Origin of the sequence: Streptomyces lycii, assembly GCF_009735685.1 — a bacterium.
Classification (GTDB): domain Bacteria; phylum Actinomycetota; class Actinomycetes; order Streptomycetales; family Streptomycetaceae; genus Streptomyces; species Streptomyces lycii.
On record NZ_WHPN01000406.1, the window covers coordinates 26,019 to 52,864 of the forward strand.

Consider the following 26,846-nt stretch of genomic DNA (forward strand, 5'->3'; position numbering starts at 1 on the left):
TCCATGACGTGCTGCCTACCGAGAATCGGCTGAGGCGGCGCGAGGACTTCGCGACCGCGGTACGCCGAGGACGCAGGGCCGGCCGGCCACTCCTCGTCGTCCACCTTCGCAGCGGTTCAACCGACCCGCACGCGCCCGGGGAATGCGTTCCTCCGGCGCGTGCGGGTTTCGTCGTGAGCAAAGCCGTCGGCAACGCCGTCACCAGGAACCTGGTCAAGCGCCGGCTGCGGCACCTCATGCGCGACCGGCTGTCCGGGCTGACCCCCGGTAGCCTGGTGGTGGTGAGGGCGTTGCCCGGAGCGGGTGAGGCGGGTCACGACGAGCTGACCGGTGACCTCGACGCCGCGCTGCGCCGCCTGCTGGGGGGAGCTGCCCATGGCCGTGCCAAGGGGAAGGCGCCGCGATGAAGTATCCGCTGCTCCTGCTGATCAAGGTGTACCAGTGGACCATCAGCCCGATGCTGGGCCCTGTGTGCCGGTACTACCCCTCCTGCTCGCACTACGGCTACGGGGCGATCGACCGGCACGGTGCGATCAAGGGGACGGCCCTCACAGCCTGGCGCATCCTGCGATGCAATCCCTGGTCTCCGGGCGGTGTCGACCACGTACCGCCACGCAAACGCCCGCGGTGGCACGAGCAGCTGCGTTCAGCGTGGCGCAGCAGCAAGGGCGGGACCACCGCCGCTGACGTGCCGTCCCCGGGGGAACACCCCGGACCCCCGAGCCCGGCCGCAGAGGCCCCGCCCCACGCTCAAGGAGCCTGATTAGTGGACACGATTGCCAGTCTCTTCAGCTTTATCACCACACCCGTCTCCTGGATCATCGTCCAGTTCCACCGGCTGTACGGCACGCTGTTCGGCGAGGACAGCGGCTGGGCCTGGGGCCTGTCGATCGTGTCCCTGGTGGTGCTGATCCGGATCTGTCTGATCCCGCTGTTCGTCAAGCAGATCAAGGCCACCCGGAACATGCAGGCGCTCCAGCCGAAGATGAAGGCGATCCAGGAGCGCTACAAGAACGACAAGCAGCGTCAGTCCGAAGAGATGATGAAGCTGTACAAGGAGACGGGTACCAACCCGCTCGCCTCGTGCCTTCCCATCCTGGCGCAGTCACCGTTCTTCTTCGCGCTCTATCACGTGCTGAGCAAGATCGCCTCGGGTGACACCATCGGCGTGCTCGACCAGGGCCTGGTGAACAGCGCCCGTGAGGCGCACGTATTCGGCGCCCCGATCGCCTCGAAGTTCATGGACAGCGCCGAAGCCGTCCAGTCCCTCGGTGCCCAGCTCGTCGATGTACGGGTCGTCACGGTCATCATGATCATCCTGATGTCCGGGTCGCAGTTCTACACCCAGCGCCAGCTGATGACGAAGAACGTCGACCTGACGGTCAAGACGCCGTTCATGCAGCAGCAGAAGATGCTGATGTACGTCTTCCCGATCATGTTCGCCGTCTTCGGCATCAACTTCCCCGTCGGTGTCCTCGTCTACTGGCTGACCACCAACCTGTGGACCATGGGCCAGCAGATGTACGTGATCCAGCGGAACCCCACCCCCGGCAGCCTCGCGTACAAGCAGCGCCAGGAGAAGCTGCGGGCCAAGGGCAAGCTCCAGGAGGACCCGGCCGAGGCCGAGGCCCGGAAGGCGGTCGAGGAGGCGCGCGCCCACCGGCAGCAGCCGAAGCGGCAGCCGAAGTCCAAGCGCCAGGCGGCCCCGCAGACCAAGCCCGCCGGCGCCAGGGCGACGGAGTCCGGTGACCGGGCCGACGGCAAGCCGTCGCTGGAGAAGAAGCCCCAGCAGGGCGGCGCCAAGTCCCAGCAGCCCGGGTCCAAGCAGTCCGGCGGCTCCACCGCCCGTGGCAAGTCCGGGCAGCGCAAGGGCCAGCAGCGACCCAAGCACCCGACCAAGAAGTGAGGAGCCATCCAGTGACGGACGGCGCAACCATCGCCACCGAGGGTTCCGACACCCTGACCCGCCTCGAGCAGGAGGGTGAGATCGCGGCCGACTACCTCGAGGGCCTGCTCGACATCGCGGATCTCGACGGCGACATCGACATGGACGTCGAGGCCGACCGGGCAGCGGTGTCGATCATCAGCGACTCCACCAGCCGCGACCTGCAGAAGCTGGTCGGCCGGGACGGGGAGGTGCTGGAGGCGCTGCAGGAGCTGACGCGCCTCGCGGTGCACCGTGAGACCGGTGACCGCAGCCGTCTGATGCTGGACATCGCCGGCTTCCGGGCGCGCAAGCGGGAGGAGCTGGCCGAGCTCGGTGCGAAGGCGGCCGAGGAGGCCAAGGGCAGCGGCGAGCCGGTGAAGCTGAAGCCCATGACGCCCTTCGAGCGCAAGGTTGTCCACGACGCGGTCGCGGCGGCGGGGCTGCGCAGCGAGTCCGAGGGCGAGGAGCCCCAGCGCTGCGTCGTGGTCATTCCGGTCTGAGGACCCGACCGGCCCAGGATGTGTCACCCGGCCCCGCCTGTTCGCAGGCGGGGCCGTACTTTGTCAGCCTGCTAGTCGGCGCCCCACCGGGGCGCCGAGTGTTCCGGGGTGCGGTCCCCGGAACCCGAGGAAGGACGGTCCCGTGACGGAGGAAGCACAGCTCCCCCCGGCCCCACAGGCAGCACAGGCGGTGTTCGGTGAGCGTTTTCCGGAGGTCGTCCGGTACGCGGAGCTGCTCGCGGACGCGGGTGTGAAGCGTGGCCTCATCGGGCCGCGCGAGGTGCCGCGGCTGTGGGAGCGCCACCTGCTGAACTGCGCCGTGCTCTCCGAGGCCGTGGCCGAGGGGGTGACTGTGTGCGACGTCGGTTCGGGTGCCGGGCTGCCCGGCATCCCGCTGGCGCTCGTTCGCCCGGACCTGCGGATCACGCTGCTCGAACCGCTGCTGCGGCGCACGACGTTTCTCCAGGAGGTCGTCGAACTGCTGGGGCTGGACCATGTGACGGTCGTCCGGGGGCGCGCGGAAGAGGTGCTGGGCAGTCTGCCTCCGGTGCATGTGGTCACTGCCCGGGCGGTCGCCCCGCTCGACCGTCTCGCGGGATGGGGGGTGCCGCTGCTGCGGCCGTACGGTGAGATGCTGGCCCTCAAGGGAGACACGGCCGAGGAGGAGCTTCGGGGAGCCCGGGCCGCGCTCAGCAAGCTGGGTGTGGTGGCGACCTCCGTGCTCCAGGTCGGCGAGGGGGTGGTCGATCCGCCGTCCACGCTGGTCAGGGTGGAGGTCGGGGAGAGTCCCGGCGGGGTGCGCTTTGCGGCCAAACGGGCGAAGGCCGCCCGGGCGGGTAGGCCGTCCAGGGGAACGCGGCGCCGGCGCTGAGCAAGGCTGTACTCCATAAAAACCGGCAAAACTACACATTCCGGAGTGTCGCGACGTGAGGAGGCGGATGTCGATGCATCGTGTTTCACGTGAAACGTCGCTCCTTGCTGCATGGAATCATCAGTCGCGGGCGTGCGGCTGCCGCGCCCCGTCACCGTGACCCGTTGTCCACAGGGGGGACTTCCGAGGCGGATTCATCCACAGGTGAGTCGCCCTCGCTGGTTCATGACCCCGGAAGCATGGCAGGCTCTGTTCATTGCGAGCCTGAAGTCGAGGAGAGTGAATCCTTGCGGTCCGACGCCAACTTCGCGGGGCCGATGACCGATCCGGTCCCCGGCCCCCGTACCGCTGAGCACGCTCAGGGGGTGACTGCCCCCGGAGTACCCGCCCACGAGGACGGTGTTTCACGTGAAACGCCGCCACCCATGCTCGACGCCGCCGACACCGGTGACACTCCGATCGGACGGGCCGCACAGGTCGCGGTCGAGGCGCTGGGGCAGGGCGGTGAACGCCTGCCCCGGCCGGAACAGACCCGTGTGATGGTGGTGGCCAACCAGAAGGGCGGGGTCGGCAAGACGACCACCACGGTCAATCTGGCCGCCTCCCTCGCGCTGCACGGCGCCCGGGTTCTCGTCGTGGATTTGGACCCCCAGGGCAACGCCTCCACGGCGCTGGGCATCGACCACCACTCCGATGTGCCGTCGATCTACGACGTGCTGGTGGAGAGCAAGCCGCTGTCCGAGGTCGTACAGCCGGTCCCGGATGTCGAGGGGCTGTTCTGCGCACCCGCGACGATCGACCTTGCCGGTGCGGAGATCGAACTGGTCTCGCTGGTGGCCCGGGAGAGCCGGCTGGAGCGCGCCATCTCGGCGTACGAGCAGCCGCTCGACTACATCCTGATCGACTGCCCGCCCTCGCTGGGGCTGTTGACGGTCAACGCGCTGGTCGCCGGAGCCGAGGTGCTGATCCCCATCCAGTGCGAGTACTACGCGCTGGAAGGACTGGGGCAGCTGTTGCGCAATGTCGACCTGGTGCGCGGCCACCTCAACCCGGATCTCCATGTCTCCACGATCCTGCTGACCATGTACGACGGTCGCACCCGGCTCGCCTCCCAGGTCGCGGACGAGGTCCGCAGCCACTTCGGGAACGAGGTCCTGCGCACCAGCATCCCCCGCTCCGTGCGCATCTCCGAGGCACCGAGCTACGGCCAGACGGTGCTGACCTACGACCCGGGATCCAGCGGTTCCCTCTCGTACCTCGAAGCGGCCCGGGAGATCGCCCTGCGCGGGGCCGGCGTGTACTACGACGGTCAGAACGCCCACGCCATGGGAGAGAATGCTCAGCAGAACGAGCTCGGCATGCCGGAGGGGACGCAGTGAGTGAACGACGTAGAGGACTGGGCCGCGGTCTGGGGGCGCTGATTCCCGCGGCTCCGCAGAGCACGGACCAGCAGGCCCCGTCCGTGGTTCCCGGAGCCGCCTCCCCGACCGCGGTGCCGGTTCTCACCCCGGACCGAGGTGTCGCCGCGGCCAAGGTCACCGCGCTGCCGCAGTCCCCTGTTTCCCGTGAAACCGAGATGGAGGATCTGGGACAGGGACACCCGGAGGAGACGCCGGCACCGGAGGCCACGGAGCCGGCGGGGGCGCATTTCGCCGAACTGCCGCTGGACACCATCACCCCGAACCCGCGTCAGCCCCGTGAGGTCTTCGACGAGGACGCGCTGGCGGAGCTGGTCACCTCCATCCAGGAAGTGGGCCTGCTCCAGCCCGTCGTGGTACGCCAGCTCGCGCCCGAGCGCTATGAGCTCATCATGGGCGAGCGCCGTTGGAGGGCGTGCCGGGAAGCCGGGCTGGACCGGATTCCCGCGATCGTCCGCGCCACCGACGACGAGAAGCTGCTGCTGGACGCGCTCCTGGAGAACCTGCACCGGGCTCAGCTGAACCCGTTGGAAGAGGCGGCGGCGTACGACCAGCTCCTCAAGGACTTCGCCTGCACGCACGACCAGCTGGCGGACCGCATCGGGCGCTCGCGCCCGCAGGTCTCCAACACCCTGCGTCTGCTCAAGTTGTCCACCCCGGTGCAGCGCCGGGTTGCCGCCGGGGTGCTGTCCGCGGGGCATGCGCGGGCCCTGCTGTCCGTCGAGGACTCAGAGGAGCAGGACCGGCTCGCCCACCGGATCGTGGCCGAGGGGCTGTCCGTGCGTGCCGTCGAGGAGATCGTGACCTTGATGGGTTCCCGGCCAGCAGGTCCGGCGAAGAGCAAGGGGCCCCGGGCGGGGAACCGGGTGTCGCCCGCCCTCACCGGCCTTGCCTCGCGGCTCTCGGATCGCTTCGAGACCCGGGTGAAGGTCGACCTGGGCCAGAAGAAGGGGAAGATCGTCGTCGAGTTCGCCTCGATAGAGGATCTGGACCGGATTCTGGAAAGCATGGCACCGGGCGAGGGGCGGGTCTTTGAATCCGACCCCGAGGGCCAGGAGGGCGCCTCCGGCGAGGAGTGAGGCCGGACGACCCGAGGGCGGGCCGCGCGACCGGACGAGATGTCACCGGCGCGCGGCCCGCCCTTTGTCCTGCAGCGGTTTCCGAGATGTGCCCGACTGGATACGATGCGATCACGACGGAAGTGAGGAACAGCTTCATGGGGCGTCGGCTCGTACCACTCACGCTGGACAATCTCCCGGACATCCCCAAGCGCTGCCGCTCCTGTGTCTTCTGGGAGCTCGACCCGGTGAGCGGTGACGCCGCGGTCAAGGCCGGCCGGCCGGAGCTGGAGAAGGAAGCCTGGATCTCGGCGGTCCTGCTGGAGTGGGGTTCCTGCGGCCGGGTGGTGTACGTCGACGAGGTGCCGGTCGGATTCGTGCTGTACGCGCCGCCCGCCTATGTCCCCCGGGCCACGGCATTTCCCACGAGCCCCGTCTCCCCCGACGCCGTGCAGCTGATGACGGCCTGGATCATTCCCGGTTACCAGGGCCAGGGGCTCGGCAGGGTGATGGTGCAGACCGTCGCCAAGGATCTGCTGCGGCGCGGGTTCAAGGCCATCGAGGCGTTCGGTGACGCGCGGTGGACCGAGCCGTCCTGTGTGCTTCCTGCGGACCATCTGCTGGCGGTCGGGTTCAAGACCGTACGGCCGCACCCGCGTTTTCCGCGGCTGCGGCTGGAGTTGAGGACGACGCTCTCCTGGAAGGAGGATGTCGAGATGGCGCTGGACCGGCTGCTCGGTGCCGTACAGAAGGAGCCCGCGCTCCGGCCGTTGTGAAACACCGCAGGGCCCACCCCCGGGGGTGGGCCCTGCGGTGTCGCGGTGTTCCACGCAAGATGTTTCACGTGGAACGGTGGCACGTCGGCCACCGGCGGCGGGTCAGCCGAGGAAGTCCTCCAGGTCGCGCACGATCGCGGCCTTGGGCTTGGCGCCGACGATGGTCTTGGCGACCTCGCCGCCCTGGTAGACGTTCAGCGTCGGGATCGACATGACGCCGTACTTGGCGGCGGTGGCCGGGTTCTCGTCGATGTTCAGCTTGACGACCTGGATCTTGTCGCCGTGCTCCGCGGCGATCGCCTCGAGGGACGGGGCGATCTGGCGGCACGGTCCGCACCAGGCGGCCCAGAAGTCGACCAGGACGGGCTTGTCGCTCTTGAGGACGTCCTCGTCGAACGTCGCGTCGGTCACGTGCTTGAGGTCGCCGGCCATGGCGTTCTCCTTGGGTTGCTCTGTCGGTGAGGGAGAGGACTGGGTGGATCAGACCGCGGCGGCTGCGGTCTTCTCCGGCTCCGGGGTGTGCTCCTCGGAGGTGTCGGTGAGGGCGGCGAGGTAGCGCTCGGCGTCCAGGGCCGCGGAGCAGCCGGTACCGGCGGCGGTGATCGCCTGGCGGTAGGTGTGGTCCACCACGTCTCCGGCGGCGAAGACGCCGGGGAGGTTGGTGCGGGTGGAGGGGGACTCCACCTTGAGGTAGCCCTCGTCGTCCAGGTCGAGCTGCTCGGTGAACAGCTCGGTGCGCGGGTCGTGGCCGACCGCGATGAACAGACCGGTCACGGGCAGCTCGCGGGTCTCGCCGGTCTTGGTGGAGCGCAGCGTGAGCCCGGAGAGCTTCTGCTCCCCGTGGATCTCGGCGACCTCGCTGTCGTACGCGAATGTGATCTTCGGGTCGGCGAAGGCGCGCTCCTGCATGGCCTTGGAGGCCCGCAGGGTGTCGCGGCGGTGCACGATCGTGACGGACTTGGCGAACCGGGAGAGGAAGGTCGCTTCCTCCATCGCGGTGTCGCCGCCACCGACGACGGCGATGTCCTGGTCCTTGAAGAAGAAGCCGTCACAGGTGGCGCACCAGGAGACACCGCGGCCGGACAGCTCGTCCTCGCGCGGCAGGCCCAGCTTGCGGTGCTGCGAGCCGGTGGACACGATCACCGTGCGGGCCTTGTGCACGGTGCCCGCCGAGTCGGTCACGGTTTTGATGTCACCGGCCAGGTCGACGGCGGTGATGTCGTCCGGGACCAGCTCCGCGCCGAAGCGCTCGGCCTGGGCGCGCATGTTGTCCATCAGGTCCGGCCCCATGATGCCGTCGCGGAAGCCGGGGAAGTTCTCCACGTCGGTGGTGTTCATCAACGCGCCACCGGCCGTGACCGAGCCCTCGAAGACAAGCGGCTTCAGGGAGGCGCGCGCGGTGTACAGCGCCGCGGTGTATCCCGCCGGCCCGGAGCCGATGATGATCACGTTACGGACGTCGCTCACGGGTGTGTTCCTCGTCTCTGCCGACTGCGTCCGGGGTCCTTGCCTGTGTCCCTGGCAGTCCGCCGTGGACACTCACCCCACCCAACGGATCCTAAGGGGCGAGCATTCCCGTCGGCGCCCCGCGGCCCCGAGCCGTAGGTCCCGGCCGGCTGCCGCGAGGTCAGCGGCGCTGATCTCAGCGGCGCGGGTAGCTGCGGCTGAGCAGGATGTCCCCGGACTGGCCCGAGGAGGTCCCGACGCATGCGGCGTCCACCACATAGGCGTCGACGCGCGTTGCGTCATCCCGGTGCGGCAGCACGACGATGTAGGCCGCCTTCCCCTCGAAGACGTCTTCCTCGGCGGCGATCGGCTCGGCCATGCTGTCGATGCCGTTACGGACACAGGGGGGAACGGCCACTCCGCGCAGCGGGTTGGGCGGGCTCGTCTGCGTCCCGACGGTGCCGGACGGCGCCTGCTCGGGCGCGCTGTCCGCCAGCAACTGCTCTACGCGTCCCTCCAGTGCGGCCGCGTTCAGACCGTCGGCGGTGCGGCTGGCCGAGTCGGTCGCGAGGGACCTGCCCGCGGCGGCGTCGTTCTCGCCGGAGGGGGCGAGGGACTGCACGAGGACCGCGCCGCCGATACCGAAGCCGAAGACCGCGGCCGCGCCGAGCACGGCGCGCCGCCAGCGACGGGCTCGCGGACGCCCGCCGGGGCCGGTGCTGTCGTGGCGGTGACTCCACGGCCGGCGCGACGAGCGGGAGTGGCGGGAGACGTCCGGGTGCCCGGCACGGTCAACGGAGTCCGGTTCCACGGGGCGTGTCCCGGGCAGCGCACCGGTTTCACGTGAAACGGGTCGCTGTTCACCGGAGGCGTCGTCGTCGGGACAGGTTCCACGTGAAACCGCCTCGGGGGCGGTCGAGTCGAGAAGCGCCTCCGCCGCGAGAGCGGCGTCAATCCGCCCGGCCACGTCGTCGGGCATCCGGGCCGGACCGGGCAGGGTCCCGAGGAGAGCCCGGATCTCCTCCAGGGAGGATCCGACCTCCGCGCACAGTTCGCAGTCCGCCATGTGGTTCCGGACCTCGACGGTGCGCTCGGGGGCCAGCAGCCCTTCCGTGAGCGCGGAAATCTCCGCCACATCCGGGTGCTCGTCCGTGCCCGTTGTGGATGTCACGCCAGCTCGCCTCCCTTCACGGCATCCGTATCCCTCGAACCTGCCGCCGGTGGGACGGATGTCCCCTGCGGGCGGTTCCTTCCCTGTTTCGGTTCCGTACTATCCAGCCGCCCGGCGCGCAGATGCGTCAGCAACGGCAGGAGTCTGGCCCGGCCGCGGGCGCAGCGGCTCTTGACGGTCCCGCTGGGGACATCGAGGACGCGGGCGGCCTCGGCCACCGGATAACCCTGCATGTCGACGAGGACCAGGGCGGCGCGCTGGTCGGCGGGCAGGGTGCGGAGGGCCGTGATGAGTTCGCGGTGGAGGTCGCTCCGCTCGGCGGGGGCGTCAGCGGCCTCGTGGGGCTCCAGGAGATGCTCCAGCTGCTCCGCCTCCGCGATGGGCGAGGTGCGGCGGGAGGCGGCCTTGCGGGCCCGGTCGAGACAGGCGTTGACGGTGATGCGGTGCAGCCAGGTCGTGACGGCCGACTGCCCGCGGAAGGTGTGGGCGGCCCGGTAGGCGGAGACGAGAGCGTCCTGTACGGCGTCGGCGGCCTCCTCGCGGTCGCCGAGCGTGCGCAGGGCGACGGCCCAGAGCCGGTCGCGGTGGCGGCGGACGATCTCGGAGAAGGCGTCCGGGTCCCCGTCGACATGCCGGGCGAGGAGTTCCTTGTCCGTCGCCGAACCGAGCGGCGCGTCGCCCACGTCGAACCCCTCCCCTCCGTCTCGGCTCCGGCTCAGCCTGTCACAGTGATCTCGGAGATGCCGCCCCGGAACTGGCCGGAGGAGCTGTCCGGGGCCAGCTCGGTGATGTGGATGAGCACATAACGGGTACGGACGGGCTCGTCGGTGTTTATCTCGAGCGAGCTGCCGATCTGCTTCGGCCGGCTCAGCCGCTCGGAGAACTCGTCGGCCGACGCGGGAGCCGAGGCCGACTCGGGCGCCGCCAGCACCTCGGCCGTCTGGCCGCTGCGGTACATGCTGACGTTCAGCCCCGTCACCTCCTGCACGCGGCCCAGGTCGACGATCAGGCCGCTGCCCTCCTTGCGGTTGGGGAGATTGCCGAAGTTGGCGTAGCCCTTGTAGTGCGGCGTGATCCAGGCGGTCGCGCGGTCGCCGTCGATGGCGTTCGGCACGTCCTCCGCGGCCACGGGCGGGCCGAGCGGCGCGTACTCGGTGGCGTCGGAGATCTTGAGCGGGGAGCCCTTCTCCTGCTGCTTGCCGGCGCCCCCGCCGTCGCCCCCGGGCTGTTCCGTGTCACCCGACGTCTGCTGGTCCCGGTCCATCAGGATGCTGGCCACCTGCCAGCTGCCGAGCCCCAGCGCGGCGATGAGCAGCGCGGACACCGTCCACTTCAGCGCCTTGCCGGTGCGGGTCTGGAGCGGCGGCGGAGGAGTCACCACGGGCGCGGCCGGGGGATGGACGGTGCCGCGCGCCGGGGACTGCGCGTACGAGTTCGCCGAGGGGTAGGTCGGCGGCTGGTAGGTCGGGGTGGCGAAGGAGGGCTCCGGGGGCCGGATGCGGGGCAGTGCTGCCACGGCCTTGGACAGCTCCTCCGGGGTGGTGCAGGGCTGCTCGGCGCGCAGCGGGGTGGAGCCGTTGTTCGCCAGCGCCCGCATGGCCAGCTCGGCGAGCCCGCGGTGGACGCCCGCCCGTACCTGGTCCGGGGCGATCAGGCCGACGCCCTTGGGCAGCCCGGACAGCCCGTAGGCGTCCTCCTCGTACGGCCAGCGCTGGGTGAGGGCGGCGTACAGCAGTGCGCCGATCGCCTCCGTGTCCGTGCGCTGCGGGTGCTCCGTGGCGACGCCGCGGAGCGCGGCCATGACGGCGAGCCCGCGGATGCGGTACTGGCCGGAGTCGGTGCGCAGCACGGATCCGGGGGTGAGCCGGAGGTGGGAGAGGCCTTCGCGGTGGGCGGCGGCCATGGCCTGGGAGACCTGGGAGACGAGCTGATAGGCGTCGTACGGCTCCATGGGGCCGGAGGCGAGGACGGCGGTCAGCTCGGTGGCGTCCGGAAGCCACTCGTGGACGACGTAGACGAGATCGTCCTCCTCGACGGCGTCCAGCACCTGTACGAAGCGGGGGTCGCCCAGCAGGGCGGCGGAGCGGGCGGCGGCGAGCACCGGGCGGGATCTGGGGTGGCCGGCGGGCAGTACGTGCACGCCCACCGCACGGCGCAGCTTCTCGTCGACCGCACGCCAGCTGCTGAAGCCGTCCAGACGGGTGAGGCACTCCTCCAGCCGGTACCGTCCGGCGAGCTTGTGCCCGCTGTGCAGCTCCGGTGGCTCCAGTCCGGCCACGTCCGTGCCGCCGGGCTCGGCCTCCCCCGCCCCGTTCGGCTCCGTGCCGGTCTTGTCCTGCTCCTCCACCCCGTCGGACGTGGCCTCGCCCGTTCGGGCGGTCAGCGGCTTGTCGCCGCCGGTGTCTGCCACTCCGACGGCAGCCGTGCTCCGTTCCGCCACCGTCGCTCCTGCCTCCCCATCCGTTGCACGCCGGTCCACCACAGCAAAGCAATTGTGCCCACAGTCCGTCCGTATGCACGACACGCGGTCCCGGACGATGGTTGTCCGCAGGTCATCTGCCGAGACGGCCGCGGACCATGCCCACCATGGCGGTCAGCTCCTCCACCCGCATCCGCTTGGCGGCCAGGAAAAAGACCCCGAAGAGGACGACGCTGCCTCCGGCGAGGGCCGCGAGCGATCCGGTGGCGCCCTGGCCGAGAGCCCGGGTGATGCCGTATCCGGCCGCCCACGCGGCGGCGGCCGCGGGCAGGGCCGCCCCGATCAGGCGCGCGTACGACCGCACCACCCGGCGCCCGTCCAGATCGCCGCCGAGCCGCTTCTTGAGGCGCTTCCAGGCCACGCCTACCCCGATGGCGTACGCCAATCCGTAGGAGGCGGCCATGCCGGTCACGACCCAGCGGGGCGGGAGCACCAGGAAGCACAGGCCGGAGGCGGCGGCGTTCATCGCGGCGACGATCACCGTGTTGTAGAAGGGCGTGCGGGTGTCCTCGTAGGCGTAGAAGCCGCGGAGGACCACGTACTGGATCGAGTACGGGATGAGGCCGAGGCCGAAGGCCATCAGGACGTAGCCGATGTTGCGGGCGCCGGACTCCCCCGAGCCCGCGTACAGCAGCGAGGTGATGGGGACGCCCAGCGCGAGGAACGTGAAGGCGCAGGGGACGATCGCGACCGCGGAGGTCCGCAGCCCGTAGGAGATGTCGTCGCGCACCGCGCCGGCGTCGCCGTCGCTGGCGGCGCGCGAGATCCGGGGGAGGACGGCGGTCATCACGGAGACCGTGATGATGGCCTGCGGCATCTGCCAGAGCAGCAGGGCGTAGTTGTAGGCGGTGATGCCCGTGCCGGTGTGGCCCTGGTCCTCGGCGGTCGAGCCGGCCCAGGTGGCCAGCTGGGTGACGACGACCATGCCGATCTGGTTGGCGAGGACGAAGAAGAAGGTCCACTTCGCCAGCCGGGCCGCCTTGCCCAGGCCGTGCCCGCGCCAGTCGAAGCGGAGCCGGAAGCGGAAGCCCGCGGCCCGCAGGTACGGGATCATGGCCAGCGCCTGGACGGCGAGGCCGAGCAGCGTCCCGATGCCGAGCAGCCGCACGCCCTCCGGCGTCATCGTCCCGGCGTCGAGCCCGGACTCGGTGAAGCTGCCGAAGGCCCAGATGAAGGAGCCGAAGGTGGCGATGATGACGATGTTGTTGAGGACCGGGGTCCACATCATGGCGCCGAAGTGGCCCCGCGCGTTCAGCACCTGCCCGAGCACCACGTGCAGGCCCATGAAGAACATCGTGGGCAGGCAGTAGCGGGCGAAGGCGACCGCGACGTCCATCTGCTCCGGATCGGAGGCGATGGACGGCGACATCATGCGGATGAAGACGGGGGCGGCCAGCACGCAGACGGTGGTCACCCCGGCGAGCAGCACGATGACCACGGTCAGCAGGCGGTTGGCGTACGCCTCGCCGCCGTCGTCGTCGTTCTTCATGGCCCGGACGAGCTGGGGGATGAAGACGGCGTTCAGGGCACCGCCGCCGACGAGGACGTAGATCATCGTCGGCAGGGTGTTGGCGACCTGGTAGGTGTCGTTCAGCGTGCCGACGCCGATGGCGGCGGCCATGACCAGGGTCCGCAGAAAGCCGGTCAGCCGGGAGACGAGCGTGCCCGCGGCCATCACGGCACTCGACTTCAGCAGGCCGGCGGCCCGGCCGGTGCCCTTTCTCGGCGGTTCGGCGGCCGGCTCGGGAGCCGGGACGGGGACCTGCTGCGGGGCGGGCTCGGCCGCCGTCGCCGTCGGGTCGGGACCGGAGAAGGGCGGAGCCGGCGGGGCGGGCGGAGTCTCCGCGGACGCGGGCTGCGGCGGGCGGTGCGGGTCGTACGGCTGCTGCTGGTCCCGGTAGAGGTGCGCGAACGCGTCCGGCGGGCCCTGCGGCTGCTGCTCCGGTCCGGGCGCCGGGGGCCACTGCCCCGCCGCCGCTTGCGGGCCCGGGGTGTGCGGGGGCGCGGGGCTGCCGGCCGCGGGGCCGTGGGCGCCGTACGGGGCGGCGTCCCGGGGCGCGGAGCCGTGGGAAGTGTCGCGGGGCGCGGAGCCGTAGGGGGCGGAGTCGTGGTGTGTCGGCGGCGTCGGCGCCGGGCCGTGCGGGCCGGGGTTCCGCGGCGCGGAGCCGTACGGGGCGGTGCTCTGCCGGTCCGTGCCGTAGGGCGTCTCGCGCGGGTCCGGACCGTAGGCGGAGGTGTCCCGGGCGGGCGTGCCGTGGGGGGCGTCCTGCGCGGGCGGGCCGTACGGGTCCGTGGGCTGGGCGTCGGGGGCGGGCGGGCCGTACGGGGCCGAGGGCCGAGCGCCGGGCGCGGGTGTGCCGGGGGCCCGCGGCGGTTCGTACGGCGGGTAGGGGGCGCTGCCGTACGGGGGCTGTGGCTCGGGGCCCTGCGTCTCCGCGGCCGGAGGGGGCGGTGGCGTCGGCTGGCCCGCCGGGTCACCGCCCGGCTGCCGGCCGTGGTCACCGTCGTACGGCGCGTTCATCGCCACCCCACCTCATCGCCCCGGGCCGACCGGCCCGGACATCCGTCAACGCTCCACCTTCTCACCCGTGCCGGCACCGCCGCCGTTCTCCCGGCCGGTGTCCGCCCGCCGGCCCTCCGGCCGGTCCGACGGCGCCGCCCCGTTTCCGGTTTCCGCGGCAGGGGCCCCGGGGGGTTCCTCGGGCGGCCGGGCCGGTTCCGTGTCCGGTTCTGTGTCCGGTCCTGTGTCCGACTGTTGTCCGGAGGGCTCGTCCGCGTGCGCTGCCTCTGCGTGCGCTGCCTCCGCGGACGGCTTCTCCGCGGCGGAGGCGCTGTCGGACGGTTCCGTGTCGGACGGTTCCCTGCCGGAAGGGGCCGCGTCCTCGGAAGGTGCCTCGGCTCCGGCGGGCTCCGCCGTGGACTCCTCCGTGGACTCCTCCGTCCCGGCGGGCTCCGCCGCCGGCTCTGCGTCCCGCTCCGCCCCGGCTGGCTCCGCGGCCCCGGAGGTGCTCGCGGGCTCACCGGAAGCCGTGGTCCCGGCGGGCTCCCCGGGTGCGCCGGCCGCCGCCTCGGCCGCCGCGGACGTCCCGCCCGCCGCCTCCGCGGACGAGACGGAAGCACGCCGCTTGCGCTGCGTGTACATGCGGATCCCCGCGAGGACCGTGAGCAGCACACCGCCCGCGATGACGAGCATGACGGTCGAGGTGATCTCGGTGACGTTCACCTGGAACGACATCGGCGCCCCGTAGGGCCTGCCGTCCTCGGTGTAGAGCTGCGCCTCGACCCAGACGAGCCCGTTGGCGTTCGCCGTGGTGTCGAACTTCACCGACTGGCTGTGTCCGCCGTCGATCTCCACGGGCTGGGCCTCGCCCGGGTCGAGCCGGTGCGGAGAGGCGGAGCGCAGGACCAGCTTGAGGCCCTCGACACCCTGGACCAGATTGTTCTGCACCGTCACGGGGATCGACGCGCTGCGTCCGGAGAGCGTCTGCTTCGACTTCTGGATCAGCTGGACGCCCTGGGTGAGGTCCGTCAGATGGTCCGCCACGGAGTCCCGGAACGCGGCGGCCTCCTCGGAATCGCCGCGCCACGACGTGGACATCTGGCGGAGCATCGCGGTGCCGAACGGCGTCACCACCCGGTCCGGCTCGGACAGGATGACCTGGAACCGGGTGAGCGCGTCCTGGGTCCGCTGGATCTCCTCGAAGGCCTCGCGCGGCAGCTCCTGCTTGCGCAGCGACGACGGATAGGAGCCGCTGCCGGGGACCTGGGTGGACGCACGGGGGTCGGACGGTTCCTCGACGGCGTCCCCGAGGTCGATCGGCTCCGTCCAGCGGCCCGCGTCCAGGGCCCGTACGGCTTGGGCCATCGCCTGGGCCTGCCCGGCGGTCGGCATGCGCTGCGGCGCGACGACGACGCTGCGCTCCTTGCCCGGCACCTGCTGCGTGATCATCAGCGTCTGGGCGAGGAACTCCTGAACGGCGAGAGTGGAGTTCTCCGCCCGGGACAGGTCGCCCTGGAAGGCGGTGGAGAGGCGGGCGTCCGCGACCAGGGCGGTGTTGCCGCCGCCGATGGGCCGGGCCGCGGTGGGGGTGTAGGAGAGGTTCCCGGTCTCGCGGATGCTGTCGCTGCGCGTGATGACGTTGTGGGCACCGGCGGAGGTGGCGACGTCGACGACGGAGGTGTCGACGGCCCCGTTGACGGGCCAGGCGAAGTCGGTCCGCGGCTGCCGGTGCAGGATCGTCTTCACCGTGGTCGCGGCCAGGTCGGTGGCGGGCTTGAGGTGGCCGATCGCACCGGACACCTCCTTGCCGCGGTGCGCGAGCGAGGCGATGTCGGGATCGGCGAAGGGCAGCGCCACCAGCTCTCGGCCCTCGACGGCGCGCTGGAGGTCCGACAGCCACTGCTTGGCGAGGGCCTGGTTCTTGCCCTCCGTGGTGGAGCCGTCGGGGTGCTCGACCTTGTAGTCCTTGGTCATCGTCTCGACACTGGCGAGCAGGTCCGGGTCGATCACCCAGGTGACGGGCAGATCCTCGCCGAGGGCCACCAGCTGCTGGAGCCGGCCGCCGGGGGCCAGCTCCTTCGCCAGCTCGTCGTTACGGAACCGGGGCGTCTGCTCCCGGCCGCTGTCGGACTCCGTCTGTGCCGTCAGATGGGGGGTCGAGATCAGCGGCCACATGAAGCCGACCTTCGTCCGCTTCGAGGTCTTCTCCGGCTGCCAGGGGAGGAAGGTCCGCTCGATGCCGAGTACCTGCTCGTACGCCTGGCCGGAGGCCTTCCCGCTGAGGGAGACACCGAGCTGGTAGACGCCGGGGTTCCCGAGGTCCAGCTCGTCCGCGGGGACCTTCACCTCGAAGGCACGGGTGATGCCGGTGGCCAGCGTGCCGAGTTTCACGTCGTACCTGCCGCCCACCGGCTGTCCGTCCGCGCCGTACGAGTAGCCGGTCCGCTTCGCCGCGGACTCCAGGGCGCTCCGGCTGCCGACCGAGGGACCGCTGCGCAGGTCGACCCGGGCGTCGGCGATCGTGCTCCGGCCCTCGTTGGTGACGCTGCCCCTGACGGTGATCGTGTCGTCCTCGTCCGGGGACACCGGGGTCAGCGAATCGATCGCCACGTCCACGGTGCGCGAGCCCCCGGGCGAGGGCGCCGCCTGGGCCGCCGCGGCGGCGGGAAGCTGTGCCGGGCCCGCGAGGAGGGGCGCCGCTGTCAGGACCGCGGCGGCTCGCCACAGCCACCGGCGGGCAGGAGCGGAACTCGTCTCCTGGAATGCTGCCGCGTCGGCCACGCGCTCGCCCGTCCTCGTTCGTCGTCGGTGGTGGTCGTCGGAAGTGCGTCCACGCATGGTAACGAGGAGCGCGGGCGCGAAGTGCTGGGGTTCGCCTCTCAAGATCGGCCGCGCGGGCGGGATACGGGAAGCGGGGGCCACCGGGGCCGCCGGGGCCACGTACCCTGGTCTGTCGTGCCGAACGCGAAGAATGACAGCCTCGACCCGCAGACCCCGCGGACCGCCCAGCCGGCGCACGCGCTCAGCCAGGCGCAGCGCCGTGCGGTGAGTGAGCTTCTGCGGGTGTCCCCCGTCGCCGACGACCTGGCGCGCCGATTCCAGGAGGCCGGGCACACGCTCGCCCTGGTCGGCGGTTCCGTCCGGGACGCGCTGCTGGGGCGGCTCGGCAACGACCTGGACTTCACCACGGACGCCCGCCCGGATGACGTACTGAAGATCGTGCGGCCGTGGGCGGACTCGGTCTGGGAGGTCGGCATCACCTTCGGGACGGTCGGCTGCCGCAAGGGCGACTTCCAGATCGAGGTGACGACCTACCGCTCCGAGGCGTACGACCGCACCTCCCGCAAGCCCGAGGTGTCCTACGGCGACTCGATCGAGCAGGACCTGGTCCGCCGGGACTTCACGGTCAACGCCATGGCGGTCGCACTGCCCGAGAAGGAGTTCGTCGACCCGCACGGCGGGCTGGACGATCTCGCCGCCCGGACCCTGCGCACCCCGGGCACGCCGCAGGAGTCGTTCTCCGACGACCCGCTGAGGATGATGCGCGCGGCGCGCTTCGCGTCCCAGTTGGACTTCGAGGTCGCGCCGGAGGTCGTCGCCGCGATGACGGAGATGGCGGACCGGATCGGGATCGTCTCGGCGGAGCGGGTGCGGGACGAACTGAACAAGCTGCTGCTGGGCGGCCACCCGCGGAAGGGGTTGCGGCTGCTGGTCGACACCGGGCTGGCCGGACATGTGCTGCCCGAGCTTCCGGCGCTGCGCCTGGAGAGCGACGAGCATCACCGTCACAAGGACGTCTACGAGCACTCCCTGACGGTGCTGGAACAGGCCGTCGCGCTGGAGGACGACGGGCCGGACCTGGTGCTGCGGCTGGCCGCCCTGCTGCACGACATCGGGAAGCCGAAGACCCGGCGGTTCGAGAAGGACGGCCGGGTCTCCTTCCACCACCACGAGGTGGTCGGCGCCAAGATGACCAAGGCGCGGATGACCAAGCTCAAGTACTCCAGCGAGATGATCAAGGACGTCTCGCGCCTCGTCGAGCTGCATCTGCGCTTCCACGGCTACGGGATGGGCGAGTGGACCGATTCGGCGGTCCGCCGCTACGTACGGGACGCCGGGCCGCTGCTGAACCGGCTGCACAAGCTGACCCGCTCCGACTGCACGACGCGGAACAAGAAGAAGGCGAACGCGCTCTCCCGGGCGTACGACGGGCTGGAGGAGCGCATCGCGAGGCTCCAGGAGCAGGAGCAGCTCGACGCGATCCGGCCGGATCTGGACGGCAACGAGATCATGGAGATCCTCGGTGTGCCGCCGGGCCCCGCAGTCGGGAAGGCGTACCGGCATCTGCTGGAGCTGCGGCTGGAGAACGGGCCGATGGAGCGCGACGCCGCGGTGGCGGCGCTCAAGGAATGGTGGGCGGAGCAGGACGGCTGACACCGCCGCCCGCCCCGCCTGCGGGCTGCTGCCCCGTCGCCGTTCCCGGCCCCTGGCTCCTGCTGCCCGGTGTCAGGGGCGGCAGGCGCCAGGGCTCGGTGCGGGCGTCGCGTCTGCTGCGCGTCCGGTCATGAGCCGCGTTTCACACGGGCCGTGTTTCACGTGAAACAGGCCCGCGCCTGTGTACGCGCACTCACGTCCCCGTCCCCACCCTCGTCTCCGGCACGCCGTACCCACGTGCGCCGTCACCCTCGTGCGCGTCACGCCCGCGCCGACGTGTCCGTGCCCGCTCACGTGTCCGCGCCCACCCATGTGCCCGTGTCCGCGCCCGCACCCCACGTACTCCGCACCCCACGTGCCCGTGCCACGCGCCCATGTGCCCGTGCCCATGCGCCCGTGCCCGCGCTTGGCGCTCAGGGTGCCGTCACTCCCGTGTCCCGTCGCCCGGGGTGCGCCGTGTTTCACGTGAAACACCGCCGCGCCGCTCCCCCTCCCCGTGGTGCGGCCTGCCCATGGCGACAGCCACCGCCGCGTACACCAGAGCCACCACACCGACGAGCGCAGCGGACCGGCCGTCGGGCGGGAGTATCAGTGCCGCGAAGCCCGCTGCCGCGACGAAGGCGATGTTGAAGAGCATGTCGTAGAGCGAGAACACCCGCCCGCGATAGGCGTCGTCGACCGTGGACTGCACCACCGTGTCCGTGGCGATCTTCGCGCCCTGGGTGGCGGCGCCCAGGACGAACGCGGCGGCCAGGACGGGCCCCGGGGCGAAGGTCAGCCCGAGGGCCGGTTCCAGTACGGCGGCGGCCGCGGCACAGGCCACGATCCAGCCGCGCGGCCCCAGCCGGCCCGCCGCCCAGGGGGTGAGCACGGCGGCAGCGAAGAAGCCCGCCCCGGAGAGCGTCACCGCGAGCCCGAGCAGAGCCATCCCGTCGGATGTCGAAGCGTCTTCCGGGCCGGCGCCGGGACCGCTCCAGGCATAGCGGCAGAGCATCAGCACCATGACGGTCAGCGCCCCGTAGCAGAACCGCATCAGGCCCATCGCGGCCAGCGCGCGGGACGCGGGGCGGCGTTCCGCCAGATGGGCCAGTCCGGCCGCCAGCCCCCGTGCCGTACCGGAGACGGCTGCCCGGAGCCCCGGCCGCTGCCGGCCCGGTTCGGGGCCCAGGAGTTCCCGTGCGAGCCGCAGAGCCGCCAGGGCGGCGCTCAGATACAGGGCGGCGCCCAGCAGGACGACGGCGGCGTCCGACGATCCGCCGGCCAGCCGCACCATGAAGGCCAGCCCGCCGCCCGCCGTCGCCGCGAGCGTTCCCGCCGTGGGGGAAAGGGAGTTGGCGGTCACCAGCCGCTCCTCGTCCACCACCCGGGGCAGCACGGCCGACAGGCAGGCGAGGACGAAGCGGTTGACGGCCGTCACCGACAGCGCCGAGGCGTAGAAGAGCCAGTCGGGCAGCCCCGCGACGATCAGCAGGGCGGTGAGTCCGGCGAGCACGGCGCGCAGCAGGTTGCCGTACAGCAGGATCTGCCGGCGGCTCCAGCGGTCCAGGAACACGCCCGCGAACGGGCCGATCAGCGAGTACGGCAGCAGCAGCACGGCCATGGCCGAGGCGATGGCCGCCGGTGACGCCTGGCGTTCGGGGGAGAAGACGACGTAGGCGGCGAGCGCCACCTGGTAGACGCCGTCGGCGGACTGGGACAGCAGCCGCACGGCCAGCAGCCGGCGGAAGTCGCGCAGCCGCAGCAGTACGAGCAGATCACGCGCAACGGCCATGGGGCACAGCCTCACACAGCGGCGGCCCCGCACAACCAGGGGCCGCCCACGGAGGGACGAACGCACGGACCCCGGGCGGTGTCGCCCGGGGTCCGTGCTGGGAAGCGGTTCAGCGCGGGGTCAGCGCTCGACCTCGCCCCGGATGAACTTCTCGACGTTCTCGTGTGCCTCGTCGTCGAAGTACTGCACCGGCGGGGACTTCATGAAGTACGAGGACGCGGAGAGGACGGGGCCGCCGATGCCCCGGTCCTTGGCGATCTTCGCGGCGCGGAGCGCGTCGATGATGACACCGGCGGAGTTCGGGGAGTCCCACACCTCGAGCTTGTACTCCAGGTTCAGCGGGACGTCACCGAACGCGCGGCCCTCCAGGCGCACATAGGCCCACTTGCGGTCGTCCAGCCAGGCGACGTAGTCCGACGGGCCGATGTGGACGTTGTTCTCGCCCATGTCGCGGTCGCGGATCTGGGAGGTGACGGCCTGCGTCTTGGAGATCTTCTTGGACTCCAGGCGCTCGCGCTCGAGCATGTTCTTGAAGTCCATGTTGCCGCCGACGTTCAGCTGCATCGTGCGGTCCAGGATGACGCCCCGGTCCTCGAACAGCTTGGCCATCACCCGGTGCGTGATGGTCGCGCCGACCTGCGACTTGATGTCGTCACCGACGATCGGGACACCGGCCTCGGTGAACTTGTCCGCCCACTCCTTGGTGCCCGCGATGAACACCGGGAGGGCGTTGACGAAGGCGACCTTCGCGTCGATGGCGCACTGGGCGTAGAACTTCGCGGCGTCCTCGGAGCCCACCGGCAGGTAGCAGACGAGCACGTCGGCGCGGGTGTCCTTGAGCACCTGCACGACGTCGACCGGGGCCTCGTCGGACTCCTCGATGGTCTGCTGGTAGTACTTCCCCAGCCCGTCCATGGTGTGCCCGCGCTGCACCGGCACCCCGGTGGACGGGACGTCGCAGATCTTGATGGTGTTGTTCTCACTGGCGCCGATGGCGTCGGAGAGATCGAGGCCGACCTTCTTGGCGTCGACGTCGAAAGCGGCCACGAACTCGACGTCACGCACGTGGTAGTCGCCGAACTGCACATGCATCAGACCCGGGACACGGCTGTCCGGGTCGGCGTCCTTGTAGTACTCGACGCCCTGCACCAGCGAGGCGGCGCAGTTGCCCACGCCGACGATGGCTACGCGAACCGAACCCATTCCGGTTGCTCCCCTTGTGTTCTCGACGAAGCCCAGCTGACTGCGGGGCCTCACTTGGTGGTGTCGTCGGACGGATCCGGCCGGGAGCTACCCCGGTCCCGGGGCAGGCCGCCCGTGCTTTCCGATGGATCGTGGGACCGCCGTGAGGCGCCCCGCCCCCCGGCCCGCTCGCTCTCGATGAGCTCGTTCAGCCAGCGGACCTCGCGCTCAACGGACTCCATCCCGTGCCGCTGGAGCTCGAGTGTGTAGTCGTCCAGCCGCTCCCGGGTGCGGGCCAGCGAGGCACGCATCTTGGCGAGACGCTCCTCCAGCCTGCTGCGGCGCCCTTCGAGCACCCGCATCCGAACCTCGCGCGAGGTCTGTCCGAAGAAGGCGAAGCGGACTCCGAAGTGCTCGTCCTCCCAGGCGTCCGGCCCGGTCTGCGCGAGCAGCTCCTCGAAGTGCTCCTTTCCCTCGGCGGTCAGCCGGTAGACGATCTTCGCCCGGCGGCCGGCGAGGGTGGCGGCGAGCGCGTCCTCCGGTGCGCTGCCCGGCTCCTCGATCAACCATCCCTGCCCGACCAGCGTCTTGAGGCAGGGGTAGAGGCTGCCGTAGCTGAAGGCGCGGAACACGCCCAGCGAGGTGTTGAGCCGCTTCCGCAGCTCATAGCCGTGCATGGGGGATTCGCGGAGAAGCCCGAGGACGGCGAACTCGAGGACGCCGGAGCGTCTGCTCATCCTTCGCCTCCCCTGTTTCCTGTGCGTCTCGCCGGTCCCGTATCCGCTCGATGTATCGAAGCGATACATCCAGACGATAGAACGGCCACCGGTCCGCGACAAGGGCCCCACCCGTGAACGGCGTCACATCACTGTTTCGGCACAGGCGAGTTGGGATGTTTATGGGTAATGTCCGCACGCGGCGGGTTTTGTTCGTGCGTAGTCTGTGCGCCATGCAGACCACCGGGAACCATGAGGCGCGTCCGAGCGTCCTTGTCCCCGGTGCAGTGCGGGCCGACGCCGACAAGGACGGCCGTTGGGCCGCACGTCGGGGGGACCGGAAGACATCTGTCGCATTCAGGGCGGCAGCGCCTGCCCGAGGAGTAGCTGTTCCATGAGCGAGCACCGTCGCAAGCCACCGCAGTCCGCCGCCGGTGGTGGACGCGCCGCGGCCCGACGCGCGGCCCAGTCGTCAGGACGCCGTGCCGCCCCGAAGCGCGAGGCCACCGGGTCCGCCATGGGGGCGGAGAACGAGGAGCGTCCCTACGGAGGCCGCGCCGAGGCCCGCCGTGCCGCGCAGCGCGGCAGCCGCAGGAAGAGCGCGGGCGCGGGAGCCGCCGCCGGGGCCACCGCGGTCGGCGGACGCGCCGCGGCCCGCCGGGGCGCGGGCCCCGAGAAGAAGCGCCTGATCGACTACCCGCGCGCGGGACGCACCGGGGCGCGGCGCTGGGTCCCGTCCTGGAAGCAGGTCACCGCCGCCTTCATCGGCTTCTTCGGGCTGATGGTGGGCGCGGCGGGCGTCGCACTGGCCCTCGTCGAGGTCCCGGACGTCAACAAGACCGCCGAGGTCGAGAAGAACGTCTACTACTGGGCCGACGGCAGCCAGATGGTGGTCGCGGGCGCCGGTGAGGTCAACCGGCAGATCGTGAAGTACGAGAGCATCCCCAAGGAGATGCGGAACGCGGTCATCGCCGCGGAGAACGCCTCCTTCGAGGACGACCCCGGGGTCGACCCGATGGGCATCGCCCGCGCCGTGTTCAACATGGCGACGGGCGGCTCCACGCAGAGCGGTTCGACGATCACCCAGCAGTACGTGAAGAACGCGATGCTCACCCAGGAGCAGACGCTGAGCCGGAAGGTGAAGGAGCTGTTCATCTCCATCCGGGTGGGCGCCACCGTGGAGAAGGAAGAGATCCTCGCCGGCTATCTGAACACCGCCTACTACGGCCGCGGCGCGTACGGCATCCAGGCGGCCTCCCGGGCGTACTACAACAAGGACTGCGAGGACCTCACCGCCAGCGAGAGCGCCTTCCTCTCCTCCGTGCTGAACGGCCCGAACCTCTACGACCCGGCCGGCGGCGAGGGCGCGGCGGCCACCCGCCAGGCGAACCTCGAACGGGCCAAGGCGCGCTGGGCCTGGACGCTCAAGCGCGAGGTCGAGACCAAGCGGATGACGGCCGCCGAGCGCGCCAAGTGGCTCGACGACGGCTTCCCGATGCCGCAGAAGCCGAAGCCGGCCACCAGCAAGGCGGGGCAGATCGGCTACCTCACCTCCCTCGCCGACAACTTCATCGTCGCGAACGGCGAGATCTCCCGGACCGAGCTGGACCGCGGCGGCTACGAGATCCACACCACCTTCGACAAGAAGAAGATGGGCCAGCTCGAGAAGGCCGTGAAGAAGGTCAGCAAGGAGAACATCAAGCCGGGCGAGCGGGAGGAGGACAAGTACGTCCAGTTCGGCGGCGCCTCCGTCGAACCCGACACCGGCAAGATCGTCGCCATCTACGGCGGCAAGGACGCGACCGAGCACTACACCAACAACGCCGACTACACCGGCGTCCAGGTCGGCTCGACCTTCAAGCCGTTCGTGCTCACCGCCGCCATGACACACGGCGTCCGTGACCCGGAGGGCCCGCCGGAACAGGGCCCCGACCAGCGGACCATCGTCTCCCCCAAGAGCAAGTACAACGGTGACAACAAGGTGAAGCTGCTCGACTACGACGGCTCCACCTGGCTCGACAAGGAGAACAAGGAATGGCACCAGACCAACGACGGTGACGAGAGCTACGGCGACGTCACCCTGCGCACGGCGATGCAGCACTCCATCAACACTCCCTTCATCCAGCTCGGCGTGGACGTCGGCACGGACAAGGTGAAGGAAGAGGCGATCAACGCCGGGCTGACCGAGGAGCAGCTCGCCTCGACCGTGCCGTCGTTCTCCCTCGGCACCTCGGCGCCCAGCGCCATCCGCCTCGCCGGGGCGTACGGCACCTTCGCGGCCGAGGGCGAGCAGACCGACCCGTGGTCGGTGAAGTCCGTCGAGCGGAAGGGCGAAGAAGTCTTCCGCTACGAGCCGGAGACCGGCCAGGGCATCGAGGAGAAGGTCGCCAACAACGTCACCGACGTGCTCCAGAACGTCGTGGACAAGGGCACCGGCACCCGGGCACAGCTCGCGGGTGACCGTCCCGCGGCGGGCAAGACCGGTACCACGGACGGCAACAAGTCCGCCTGGTTCGCCGGCTACACCCCGCAGCTCTCCACCGCGATCGGGATGTTCCGGGTCAACGACAAGGCCGAGAACCAGAAGTTCCTGGAGATGTACGGCACGGGTGGCCAGCAGAGCATCCACGGCGCGTCGTTCCCGGCGGAGATCTGGAAGGACTACATGGACCAGGCCCTCAAGGGCAAGGAGGTCATGCAGTTCCCGAAGCCCGAGCCGATCGGCAAGGAGGTCTACGGCGACGGCGCCAGCCCGACCCCGACCCCGAGCGAGACCCCGTCGCCCACGGAGACGGAGAGCGACGGCCCGTCGGAGACCCCGAGCAACACCCCGTCGACACCCGGCCCCACGCAGTCCGAGACGTGCAACATCTGGGACCCGCGCTGCCGGGACGAGGACGACGCGGGCGGCGGCGACGGCGGACCGGGCGGTGACGGAAGCAGCACACCGTCGCAGACAACCCCCGGTCCCGGCGGTGACGGAGGCGGCTGGCTCGGCGGCCAGGACGGCCAGGAGTAGCCGCACACCGAGCACGACACGAGCGCCCCCCGCCCGGACGAACGGGCGGGGGGCGCTCGTCGTCGGTCCCGTACGGCAGGATGTGCCCATGAGGAGCGTGCGCGAGGACCGAACCGTACGGCCCACCGAGCAGGACCCGGTGGCCGCCGCCGGCAGCGAGCTCATCGGCGGACCGGCGGGGCGCCGGGCGCGGCCGGGCGGCGGCTGGTGGACCCCGGTGCGCGTCGTCGTGCTCGTCGCCCTCGGCATGTTCGCGCTGGGCATGGTGCAGAAGCTGCCCTGCTATGACGGCGCCTGGTTCCAGGGGGCCAGCAGCCAGTACACGCACGCCTGCTATTCCGACATCCCGCACCTGTACAACGCGCGCGGTTTCGCCGCCGATCTCGTCCCGTACTTCGACCGGCTGCCGGGCGACATGGAGTACCTCGAATACCCGGTCCTGACCGGGCTGTTCATGGAGGTCGCCTCCTGGATCACCCCGTACGGCGGCGGCAGCGCCGCCCAGCAGTACTACTGGCTGGCCAACGCCGGGATGCTGATGGTCTGCGCCGCCGTCATCGCCGTCTGTGTCGCGCGCACGCACCGGCACCGGCCCTGGGACGCCCTGCTGCTCGCCCTCGCGCCGGCCTTCGCGCTCACCGCGACGATCAACTGGGACCTGTTGGCGGTGGCCCTCACGGCCGCCGCCGTGCTGATGTGGTCGCGGAGCCGCCCGCTCGCCGCCGGGGTGCTCATCGGCCTGGCCACGGCGGCCAAGCTCTATCCGGTGCTGCTGCTCGGGCCGCTCTTCCTGCTCTGCCTGCGCGCCGGACGGCTGCGCGCGTTCGGCACGGCCCTGGGCGGCGCCGCGGCCGCCTGGTTCCTGGTGAACATGCCGGTGATGGCGCTGGCGCCGGAGGGGTGGAAGAAGTTCTACACCTTCAGCCAGGAGCGCCCCGTCGACTTCGGCTCCATCTGGCTGGTCATCTCCCAGCGCACCGGCGACCCCCTGGAGGGCGCCAACGCCTGGGCCACGGCGCTCACGCTGCTCTGCTTCGCCGGGATCGCCCTGCTGACGCTCTACGCGCCGCGCCGCCCGCGCCTCGCCCAGCTGGCGTTCCTGGTGGTCGCGGTGTTCATCCTGCTCAACAAGGTCTATTCACCGCAGTACGTGCTCTGGCTGGTGCCGCTCGCCGCGCTCGCCCGGCCGCGCTGGCGGGACTTCCTCGTCTGGCAGGCCTGCGAGGTGCTGTACTTCCTCGGCATCTGGATGTATCTCGCCTACACCTCCAGCGGCGACGACCAGAAGGGCCTGCCGGCGGAGGGCTACCAGTTGGTGATCCTCGTCCATCTGCTCGGCACGCTGTATCTCTGTGCCGTCGTCGTCCGCGACATCCTCTTCCCGGAGCGCGACCCGGTGCGCCGTGACGGCTCCGACGACCCCTCGGGCGGTGTCCTGGACGGCGCCCCGGACTCCCTGGCGCTGGGGCGGCACGCCCGCGCCCGCGCGCCGCTCTACAGCGAGGTGGCGGCCTCCTCCGGGGCGGCCCGGGTCCGCTGGGGCAGCGGCCTGCCGCAGGGCTAGCCGGAGCCCGGAGG

General features: G+C 71.0%; 21 protein-coding genes. 11 read left to right on the plus strand and 10 right to left on the minus strand.

Annotated features, from left to right (window positions below; all coding sequences use genetic code 11):
- The first annotated feature begins 8 nt into the window (after nucleotides 1-8).
- The 8 genes from rnpA to GCU69_RS28735 all read left to right on the plus strand — a co-directional run bounded on the left by rnpA (nucleotide 9) and on the right by GCU69_RS28735 (nucleotide 6,550).
- Nucleotides 9-407, plus strand: coding sequence for a ribonuclease P protein component (gene rnpA / locus GCU69_RS28700; protein ID WP_098752877.1), 399 nt, complete (start codon nucleotides 9-11; stop codon nucleotides 405-407).
- On the plus strand, nucleotides 404-763 hold the full coding sequence (gene yidD, locus GCU69_RS28705) for a membrane protein insertion efficiency factor YidD (protein ID WP_098752878.1): 360 nt from the start codon (nucleotides 404-406) through the stop codon (nucleotides 761-763). The genes rnpA and yidD overlap by 4 nt, the downstream gene beginning before the upstream one ends.
- Before the next feature lie 3 nt (nucleotides 764-766).
- On the plus strand, nucleotides 767-1,906 hold the full coding sequence (gene yidC / locus GCU69_RS28710; protein ID WP_098752879.1) for a membrane protein insertase YidC: 1,140 nt from the start codon (nucleotides 767-769) through the stop codon (nucleotides 1,904-1,906).
- A gap of 11 nt (nucleotides 1,907-1,917) precedes the next feature.
- Nucleotides 1,918-2,427 carry a Jag family protein gene (locus GCU69_RS28715; RefSeq protein ID WP_098752880.1) on the plus strand — a complete coding sequence of 170 codons (510 nt, stop codon included), beginning with the start codon at nucleotides 1,918-1,920 and terminating at the stop codon, nucleotides 2,425-2,427.
- 142 nt (nucleotides 2,428-2,569) lie between these two features.
- Nucleotides 2,570-3,298 carry a 16S rRNA (guanine(527)-N(7))-methyltransferase RsmG gene (gene rsmG / locus GCU69_RS28720; protein WP_098752881.1) on the plus strand — a complete coding sequence of 243 codons (729 nt, stop codon included), beginning with the start codon at nucleotides 2,570-2,572 and terminating at the stop codon, nucleotides 3,296-3,298.
- Between the two features lie 239 nt (nucleotides 3,299-3,537).
- Nucleotides 3,538-4,677 (plus strand): ParA family protein, encoded by a 1,140-nt coding sequence (locus GCU69_RS28725; RefSeq protein ID WP_098752882.1) that lies wholly within the window; start codon nucleotides 3,538-3,540, stop codon nucleotides 4,675-4,677.
- The gene (locus GCU69_RS28730; protein WP_156207632.1) at nucleotides 4,674-5,795 is read left to right on the plus strand and encodes a ParB/RepB/Spo0J family partition protein; all 1,122 of its coding nucleotides are present in this window, start codon (nucleotides 4,674-4,676) and stop codon (nucleotides 5,793-5,795) included. Before GCU69_RS28725 ends, GCU69_RS28730 begins: the two co-directional genes overlap by 4 nt.
- Nucleotides 5,796-5,932: 137 nt before the next feature.
- Complete coding sequence (locus GCU69_RS28735) at nucleotides 5,933-6,550, plus strand: GNAT family N-acetyltransferase (RefSeq protein WP_098752884.1); 618 nt, start codon at nucleotides 5,933-5,935, stop codon at nucleotides 6,548-6,550.
- A 102-nt stretch (nucleotides 6,551-6,652) separates the two neighbouring features.
- On the opposite strand, the gene trxA is transcribed toward GCU69_RS28735, so the two are convergent.
- The 7 genes from trxA to GCU69_RS28770 form a co-directional block, all read right to left on the minus strand.
- Nucleotides 6,653-6,982: a thioredoxin gene (trxA, locus tag GCU69_RS28740; protein WP_098752885.1), complete on the minus strand. Its 330-nt coding sequence runs from the start codon at nucleotides 6,980-6,982 to the stop codon at nucleotides 6,653-6,655.
- Nucleotides 6,983-7,030: 48 nt separating this feature from the next.
- Nucleotides 7,031-8,017: a thioredoxin-disulfide reductase gene (gene trxB / locus GCU69_RS28745; RefSeq protein WP_098752886.1), complete on the minus strand. Its 987-nt coding sequence runs from the start codon at nucleotides 8,015-8,017 to the stop codon at nucleotides 7,031-7,033.
- A gap of 175 nt (nucleotides 8,018-8,192) precedes the next feature.
- Nucleotides 8,193-9,167 (minus strand): anti-sigma factor, encoded by a 975-nt coding sequence (locus tag GCU69_RS28750; protein WP_156207633.1) that lies wholly within the window; start codon nucleotides 9,165-9,167, stop codon nucleotides 8,193-8,195.
- Entirely contained in the window at nucleotides 9,164-9,850 is a 687-nt protein-coding gene (gene sigM / locus GCU69_RS28755) for an RNA polymerase sigma factor SigM (RefSeq protein ID WP_156207634.1), read from the minus strand. Before sigM ends, GCU69_RS28750 begins: the two co-directional genes overlap by 4 nt.
- Before the next feature lie 32 nt (nucleotides 9,851-9,882).
- Nucleotides 9,883-11,607 carry a protein kinase family protein gene (locus tag GCU69_RS28760; protein ID WP_098752889.1) on the minus strand — a complete coding sequence of 575 codons (1,725 nt, stop codon included), beginning with the start codon at nucleotides 11,605-11,607 and terminating at the stop codon, nucleotides 9,883-9,885.
- Nucleotides 11,608-11,719: 112 nt separating this feature from the next.
- The gene (gene murJ / locus GCU69_RS28765) at nucleotides 11,720-14,167 is read right to left on the minus strand and encodes a murein biosynthesis integral membrane protein MurJ (protein WP_156207635.1); all 2,448 of its coding nucleotides are present in this window, start codon (nucleotides 14,165-14,167) and stop codon (nucleotides 11,720-11,722) included.
- 45 nt (nucleotides 14,168-14,212) lie between these two features.
- The gene (locus GCU69_RS28770) at nucleotides 14,213-16,984 is read right to left on the minus strand and encodes a DUF6049 family protein (RefSeq protein WP_176604669.1); all 2,772 of its coding nucleotides are present in this window, start codon (nucleotides 16,982-16,984) and stop codon (nucleotides 14,213-14,215) included.
- A gap of 117 nt (nucleotides 16,985-17,101) precedes the next feature.
- Between GCU69_RS28770 and GCU69_RS28775 the strand changes: the two genes are divergently transcribed.
- The gene (locus GCU69_RS28775) at nucleotides 17,102-18,580 is read left to right on the plus strand and encodes a CCA tRNA nucleotidyltransferase (RefSeq protein ID WP_156207636.1); all 1,479 of its coding nucleotides are present in this window, start codon (nucleotides 17,102-17,104) and stop codon (nucleotides 18,578-18,580) included.
- Between the two features lie 424 nt (nucleotides 18,581-19,004).
- Here the strand turns inward: GCU69_RS28775 and GCU69_RS28780 are convergent, their stop codons facing one another.
- From GCU69_RS28780 to GCU69_RS28790, 3 genes are all read right to left on the minus strand, one after another.
- Entirely contained in the window at nucleotides 19,005-20,351 is a 1,347-nt protein-coding gene (locus tag GCU69_RS28780; protein WP_235978760.1) for an MFS transporter, read from the minus strand.
- A gap of 120 nt (nucleotides 20,352-20,471) precedes the next feature.
- Nucleotides 20,472-21,554: an inositol-3-phosphate synthase gene (locus GCU69_RS28785; protein ID WP_098752892.1), complete on the minus strand. Its 1,083-nt coding sequence runs from the start codon at nucleotides 21,552-21,554 to the stop codon at nucleotides 20,472-20,474.
- A gap of 50 nt (nucleotides 21,555-21,604) precedes the next feature.
- Entirely contained in the window at nucleotides 21,605-22,270 is a 666-nt protein-coding gene (locus GCU69_RS28790) for a PadR family transcriptional regulator (protein ID WP_098752893.1), read from the minus strand.
- Between the two features lie 373 nt (nucleotides 22,271-22,643).
- Between GCU69_RS28790 and GCU69_RS28795 the strand changes: the two genes are divergently transcribed.
- Nucleotides 22,644-25,268, plus strand: a complete 2,625-nt coding sequence (locus GCU69_RS28795) for a transglycosylase domain-containing protein (protein ID WP_156207637.1) — start codon at nucleotides 22,644-22,646, stop codon at nucleotides 25,266-25,268.
- 88 nt (nucleotides 25,269-25,356) lie between these two features.
- Nucleotides 25,357-26,832: a glycosyltransferase family 87 protein gene (locus GCU69_RS28800; RefSeq protein ID WP_156207638.1), complete on the plus strand. Its 1,476-nt coding sequence runs from the start codon at nucleotides 25,357-25,359 to the stop codon at nucleotides 26,830-26,832.
- The last annotated feature ends 14 nt before the right edge of the window (nucleotides 26,833-26,846 follow it).